The sequence below is a fragment of the Enterococcus faecium genome (genome assembly GCF_029023785.1).
Taxonomy (GTDB): Bacteria; Bacillota; Bacilli; order Lactobacillales; family Enterococcaceae; genus Enterococcus_B; species Enterococcus_B faecium.
In genome coordinates this window covers 420,727-427,500 of record NZ_CP118955.1, presented here as the reverse complement: position 1 = coordinate 427,500, position 6,774 = coordinate 420,727, and the positions used below count along the sequence as shown (strand labels likewise).

5 protein-coding genes and 1 rRNA gene (1 of these 6 only partly in view) are annotated in these 6,774 nt (G+C 37.1%); 1 reads left to right on the top strand and 5 read right to left on the bottom strand.

What is annotated here, in order from left to right:
• The 4 genes from PYW34_RS02020 to PYW34_RS02005 all read right to left on the bottom strand — a co-directional run.
• A 16S ribosomal RNA gene (locus PYW34_RS02020) occupies positions 1–775 on the bottom strand; it reaches 785 nt to the left of the window's first position.
• Positions 776–1,448: 673 nt separating this feature from the next.
• Positions 1,449–1,805 carry a Spx/MgsR family RNA polymerase-binding regulatory protein gene (locus PYW34_RS02015; RefSeq protein WP_002286247.1) on the bottom strand — a complete coding sequence of 119 codons (357 nt, stop codon included), beginning with the start codon at positions 1,803–1,805 and terminating at the stop codon, positions 1,449–1,451.
• Positions 1,806–1,818: 13 nt separating this feature from the next.
• Positions 1,819–2,229, bottom strand: a complete 411-nt coding sequence (locus PYW34_RS02010; protein WP_002286258.1) for a Spx/MgsR family RNA polymerase-binding regulatory protein — start codon at positions 2,227–2,229, stop codon at positions 1,819–1,821.
• A gap of 346 nt (positions 2,230–2,575) precedes the next feature.
• Positions 2,576–4,762: an ATP-dependent helicase gene (locus tag PYW34_RS02005; RefSeq protein WP_002286261.1), complete on the bottom strand. Its 2,187-nt coding sequence runs from the start codon at positions 4,760–4,762 to the stop codon at positions 2,576–2,578.
• 217 nt (positions 4,763–4,979) lie between these two features.
• Between PYW34_RS02005 and PYW34_RS02000 the strand changes: the two genes are divergently transcribed.
• Positions 4,980–5,663 (top strand): YoaK family protein, encoded by a 684-nt coding sequence (locus PYW34_RS02000; RefSeq protein WP_002286265.1) that lies wholly within the window; start codon positions 4,980–4,982, stop codon positions 5,661–5,663.
• 80 nt (positions 5,664–5,743) lie between these two features.
• Here the strand turns inward: PYW34_RS02000 and PYW34_RS01995 are convergent, their stop codons facing one another.
• Positions 5,744–6,463, bottom strand: a complete 720-nt coding sequence (locus tag PYW34_RS01995; protein ID WP_002321450.1) for a deoxynucleoside kinase — start codon at positions 6,461–6,463, stop codon at positions 5,744–5,746.
• Positions 6,464–6,774: the final 311 nt, after the last annotated feature.

Genomic DNA, 6,774 nt, shown 5'->3' with positions numbered 1-6,774 from the left:
AGCGTCAGTTACAGACCAGAGAGCCGCCTTCGCCACTGGTGTTCCTCCATATATCTACGCATTTCACCGCTACACATGGAATTCCACTCTCCTCTTCTGCACTCAAGTCTCCCAGTTTCCAATGACCCTCCCCGGTTGAGCCGGGGGCTTTCACATCAGACTTAAGAAACCGCCTGCGCTCGCTTTACGCCCAATAAATCCGGACAACGCTTGCCACCTACGTATTACCGCGGCTGCTGGCACGTAGTTAGCCGTGGCTTTCTGGTTAGATACCGTCAAGGGATGAACAGTTACTCTCATCCTTGTTCTTCTCTAACAACAGAGTTTTACGATCCGAAAACCTTCTTCACTCACGCGGCGTTGCTCGGTCAGACTTTCGTCCATTGCCGAAGATTCCCTACTGCTGCCTCCCGTAGGAGTTTGGGCCGTGTCTCAGTCCCAATGTGGCCGATCACCCTCTCAGGTCGGCTATGCATCGTGGCCTTGGTGAGCCGTTACCTCACCAACTAGCTAATGCACCGCGGGTCCATCCATCAGCGACACCCGAAAGCGCCTTTCAAATCAAAACCATGCGGTTTCGATTGTTATACGGTATTAGCACCTGTTTCCAAGTGTTATCCCCTTCTGATGGGCAGGTTACCCACGTGTTACTCACCCGTTCGCCACTCCTCTTTTTCCGGTGGAGCAAGCTCCGGTGGAAAAAGAAGCGTTCGACTTGCATGTATTAGGCACGCCGCCAGCGTTCGTCCTGAGCCAGGATCAAACTCTCATAAAAAGTTCGAACAATCTTACGATTGTTAAGCTCAATTTGTTTGCTAGCATATTGCTTGCTTGTTAAAAAATGTTTGTTGTCTTGAATTGAATCAAGACGCCCTACACATTTGGTTTGTCTTACTTTGTTCAGTTTTCAAAGGTCTACTTCATCAGGAGTGTTCCCCGATTCGTTTTTGGCTGCCGTAGCAACTTTTATATCATATCAGAGAGACAAGTAATTGTCAACTCTTTTTTAAAAGTTTTTTTGATTTCGTTTTTCGAAATCTTACAGCAACTCATTTATCATAACTTATCATTTGTTATTTGTCAAGAACTTTTTTTGAAGTTTTTTTCGATAGAATCAAGCTTCACAAGTGGTTCTTTTTTAAAAACTCAGTTATCTTATCATGTCATTTCTAACATGTCAACAACTATTTTATATGTTTTTTAAAATACTATTTTATTGCTTTGCTACTTAAAACAACAGAAATGAATATATCATGTAAATTTACACATGTCAATATATTTTTAACTCTATATCCCCACCTAGATTTGAATTTTGACCACATAAATTGAGCATGTCTCTATAGTAGAAAAATAAAGTCAAAAAAAGAACACATAACACGCTTGATGCTAAGTGTTCGACTGTTACAACTGTATGAAATGCTCAGTGACTTGATTAAAACAGTTAAAGTCTATTTATTTAAGATAAGCTGTTCCATCAACTGCTCATTGTATCCAATAAATAGAACTTCATCGATAATAATCAAAGGACGTCTGAGGAGATTGGTATGTTGTGTGCATAAAAAAATCAGTTGTTTTTTTCCTACACAGGAAAGGTCAATCGCAATGTTGTGAAAAGCCTCAGACCAAGTCGCAAATAGCTGTTCTGCTTGCACTTCTTCAAAACTGCATAATTCTTCTGCTTCTTCTGTACTTAGATCGCGTTCTTCTAAGTCAACAAATTGATAAGGCAATTGATGGTGTTCTAACCATTGTTTCGCCTTCAGACTTGTTACACAGTGCGCTGATCCATAGACTTTCACTTCCACGAAGGCTCCCTCCCTATGAATTTAAGATGTTATTGTTTTGTAAATAGATCAGATTTCTGGCAACACATCGAATTTCACGAGGGACAAATGACCGGATCTCATCTTCATTAAATCCGATTAGTATTCTTTTTTCATCAATCAAAATAGGTCGTCTCAATAATGAAGGATATTCTTTGAATAAGACGATCATTTGCTTTAAAGTTAATTCGTTAAAATCTATGCCCAGCTTTTCGTAAATTTTCGACCGAGTGGAAATAATATCTTGAACTCCTCCTTCAGTCGCTGCCAAGATCTTTTTGATCTCACTTTCTGTTAACGGTTCGGCAAAAATATTCTTCTCTTCAAATTCAAGTTGATTCGCTTGCAACCATGCTCTTGCTTTTCTACAGGAAGTACAGCTAGGCGAAGTATATACTTTTATCATTTTCTCACTCCTTTTTAATTATAATCCAATTCTACAGTAATTTCTTTTAAAATACCAATTATTAGCTAATAAAATATAAAAAAAAATCAAAATAACTGATTATTTACGTTTGAATAATGAGAATTTTTCTATATATTCTCTATTTTGATAATAGTATTCTCATTTTCAAAATAAATAAGGGAGGTGTGACAAAATTCTTGTCACACCTCCCTTTTCCGAATAAACTGTGTTCCAGAAATAGCTTCTTCGAAAATAAGCTGAAATTTCACAAAAATTTGAGAAGCAATTTTCGTACATTCCTTCTTCTTTCTTGAAACTGACCACTTCTGTCACACCCTCTCTTCTATCACTTTCCTTTTTTCACACGACTCCCGGTTTCTTTGATAAATCTCGATACTTTCAATTTTCTTGAATTTTTCATTTGAGGTACACATAGATACAGACGATTTCTTGCTCTAGTCATCGCAACATAAAATAGTCTTCGTTCTTCTTCTATCGTCGTCACTGGTTCTGCTTTTATTTCATTAAAGTCGATTACTTTCTTTTCTGTCGCTCCGTTATAAGGCAAACTTCCTTCGTTACAACCAATCAAAAAGACATTTCGGTAACTAAGACCTTTACTTTTGTGAATGCTCTGGATACATAGTGCATCAAGTTTTCCTTGTCTGTAAGCAATCAAGCGGGTTTTTAATTCTTTAGCTGTCGCTTGGGTTTCTTGCGATAAGGCTTGGAGTCTTCTGAAAGTAGCATGCTGCTTTACTTCTTCTCGTATCCATTCTTGATCACTCTGGTCGATTTCCTTAGCTATACGTGGCAGATGAAGATAGCTTTGAACAAGCGAATAGATTTCTTGATGCTGGTCTGTTTTACGCAACGCTTCCTCAAACTCTCGGATTTCTGCAGATTTCGATTTTAAATTGGGGCTTATCGACAAAATATAATCTGCAACGGCTATATTTTGATATTTAGGAGAAAAGTATTGATCGCATTCACTTTTTTTCAGGTAGCAGTCTGCCATCAGCTGCCGGAGCAATTGCTGGTAGGCCTGATTTTTCTTTTGCAGATTCAGTGCTGTTTGCCAATGAACAATTTTTTGATAGAAATGTTGGAAAGACTTGATACCAAAGATACCTTCATATGGACTATCTGCTTCCAGTACAAAAGGAATATTCGTTTTCAGCAGAGATTGGACAAGCTGCTGCGTTTGTGAAGCTGATCGGTATAATATGATTGATTCCTTATATTTCCCATTTTTTTGAATAAATGTCTGAATTTGTTTGATTAGCCACTGACTTTCTGCTTTAGTATCAGAAAACAAATAGGCTTCCATAACACCTGCTTCTTTTTGTGCTGGAATCATCGCCTTTGGTATCCGATCATTTTTATTATAGCTGATCAATCTATTTGCTCCTTGGACAATAGCTGCCCGAGAACGATAATTAGTTAATAAGAAAAGAGTTTTGGTAGGATATTCTTTTTCAAAGTTCTTGATGTATGCTGGCTCTGATCCTCTGAATCCATAGATACTCTGATCATCATCTCCAACAACAATCAACTTGATCCTGTTTTCCTTTGTCATCCGTTTCACGATTTCCCATTGAAGTGGATTAGTATCTTGAAATTCATCAATGAATAGATAATCATATTTTTGGCCGATATAATGCTGGATCTCCTCATTCTCCAAAGCGCTTTTCAGATTTTGGAGTACATCATTGAACTCTAGCAATTGCTGGCTTCTTTTTTGTTCTTGGAGTTCCGTGAGCAATCCATACAGTCGTTCTGATATCGGCTGTCGTGCATTCTTATCAATGGAATCATATTTTTCTTTAACTAACTGAACCATTTCTTCTACTGAAAGGTTCATATTCTGCCAATAGTCTAACCGAGAAGCAATCGTTTTTTCTCCATATTGATCAAATATATAAAGATTATATTTACGTATCAGCTGTTGCAAAACAGCATTCACTTTTTGTGCAGTATCCTTTGAAAAGTCTCCTTGTATTCCTTGCATTGCTACTTCAGGAAATTTTCGACAAATTTCATTGTATATCCTAAAAAAGATACTATGGAATGTTCCGATATGGACAGCGGTTTTTCTCTGGCTGAAATTATCTACTCGTTTTTTTAGTTCATTTGCAGCGTTCCTTGTAAAAGTGATCATTAGTATGCGTTCTTCGTCTACTTGTTTTTGCGTCATCAGATAAACAGCTTTTGCACAGATTGTTTGCGTTTTGCCGCTCCCAGCTCCTGCTATGATTCGAAGATGTTTCTTCATATCATATGTGATAGCTGCTTTTTGTTCTTGATTGAAGCGATTATAGGAACGTTTCTCCATCATTTTAAAGAAAGAGCTGTTTCCTTCACTTTCTTTTACTTGTACTTCTTCCTCAATAAGTCCGGGTGCTTCGCCATAAGCCGCTTCATAGGTAGCAATGATTTCTTCTTGTAGCCGAAAGACTTGTTGAAGCTTTTTATACTTGTTCTCCCAGCGTTTCAATTCTTTTTGTAATCGGAGAATTTCTTTTTCATTCAACTGATTGATTTCCTTCCCATCTTTCTTCTTTGAATTTGTTTATTTCAAGTTGGTTATTTAAAGTTTCGTTGTCTATTTTTTCTTTATACTAACAGACCTTTCTAAAAATGAAAATGGGAAGCGATATGATTTTAGTTTTCTGAAAATTTTTCCTTTTTTTCAATCGTTTATGCTAAGATAAGGAAGACAAAAATATTCATAAAAGGTGATGAAAAAAATGCAGACTTCCTTTCACGAGGGGCGTACAATAGGACTTTTGCTGACATTTATCGGAGGAGCCATGGACAGTTATACTTATATCCAATATGGTGCTTTTGCCTCTGCTCAAACTGGCAATATCATTCTATCGATCATCCAAGCATTTGACGGAGAATGGCTAAGTGTTGGTAAAAAAGTATTGTCTACCCTTTTCTTTTTCTTAGGGATTCTTCTAACAAAGTATCTAATTGATTATTTTAGAAAAAAAGAAAAACATTTCTGGCGCTTGTTTGTTCTATATTATGAAGCAGTGATTTTTTTCTTTGTTAGTTTGACACCCGTCCATGAGCATCCCGCATTAGTAACGATTTTGATTGCTTTTACTGCATCGATCCAGTGGGTAGCTTTTGATAAAATCAACGGGCGTGCCTACACTAATTTATTTACAACTGGAAATTTAAAAGGGGTAGCAACGAACTTATATGATTATTGTATTTCTAAAGAAAAAGCAGATTTTGATCGATTTTTCCACTATCTAAGTGTCGTTCTTGCCTTTATCGCAGGAGCTATTGTCCTTGTTTTCTGTCATCATCTGTTTGGCGCCCATTCGATTTTGATCGTTTCCATTTTATTTTTGATCATGGCCCTCACTCAGACATTTCATTTATGGCAATTTTATCATACGAATCGGTTCACTATTTGATCTCAATGAATCAAAAAAACTAAGCAAGATGCTGCTCACAGAGAAATATCTGCGAGTGAGCAATTTGCTTAGTTTTTATATTATTTAGTTGTAAAGATTCCCTTTGCTTTCGGGTTATTTGTAGTGTAGCGGATCGACTGGGCATCTGCCTCTTCTGTCATTTTCTTTGCCCGCATCTTGATTTCTTGTACGATTTGTTCTCCACATGCCGGATCGGCTACGAAATCATATTTGTCCCCATCGATCACTATTTTGGGACATATATCAAACTGTTCATACCACTCTTCGTATCGTCGATTGAGTTCTTTATAGTAGGAATAGAGTTCAGGATCTTGTTCTAGCTGTTCATATTCCCGGCCTCTTTTTTTGATTCTCGCTAACATAGTTTCAAAGGATACACGAATATAAACCAGTAGATCTGGTTTCTTTTGTGGCGAAATTTCTTCTAACTCCTTCAGCATCGTTTCTAAAAGACCTTCATACTGCTTTACTTCTACTTCAGAAACACGCCCTAAATCTGCATTCAAATGAAACAGCATACTATCTTCGTAGATGGAGCGGTCTAGTACGTTGTCATCATGGCTGAAAGCATCTTTGATTGCCAAAAAGCGTTTGTTCAAAAAGAAAATCTGTAATAAAAAAGTATACTTTTCTGGATTAGAATAAAATAGCGGCAATACTTCATTATCTTCCACGTTCTCATAAAAAGGTTTTGTTTCTAAATCTTGGGCAAGCATTTCAGTTAGTGTGCTTTTCCCTGCACCGATCGTTCCTGCAACAATGATCACAATTATCGGCATCCTTCCTGTAATAAAATCTGTTCTTCATTTTACTACTTCATTTATAGAAATAAAAGCCTTGACTTTATCTGCTCCTTAAAAGCTACTTCTCTAAAAGTAGCCAAAAGTAACTCCTATTCATGAAAATAAAGGCTGTGACAAAAGTCTTGTCGCAGCCCTTTTTTCAAATAAACAGTATTCTCCTGCCAACACCTCGGTCACAAGGCAATATTCATAAAACATGAAAAGCTGTTTTTTAACATTATTCCTTGTAACTCAGAGCTAAACGGGAGACTCACAACCTCTTTATGCTCTCAACATTTTATCTGTTT

Excerpts from the sequence above, each read along its gene's own strand:
- PYW34_RS02000 (WP_002286265.1), top strand. The coding sequence starts at position 4,980 with ATGCAGACTTCCTTTCACGAGGGGCGTACAATAGGACTTTTGCTGACA.
- PYW34_RS02010 (WP_002286258.1), bottom strand. The coding sequence starts at position 2,229 with ATGATAAAAGTATATACTTCGCCTAGCTGTACTTCCTGTAGAAAAGCA.
- PYW34_RS01995 (WP_002321450.1), bottom strand. The coding sequence starts at position 6,463 with ATGCCGATAATTGTGATCATTGTTGCAGGAACGATCGGTGCAGGGAAA.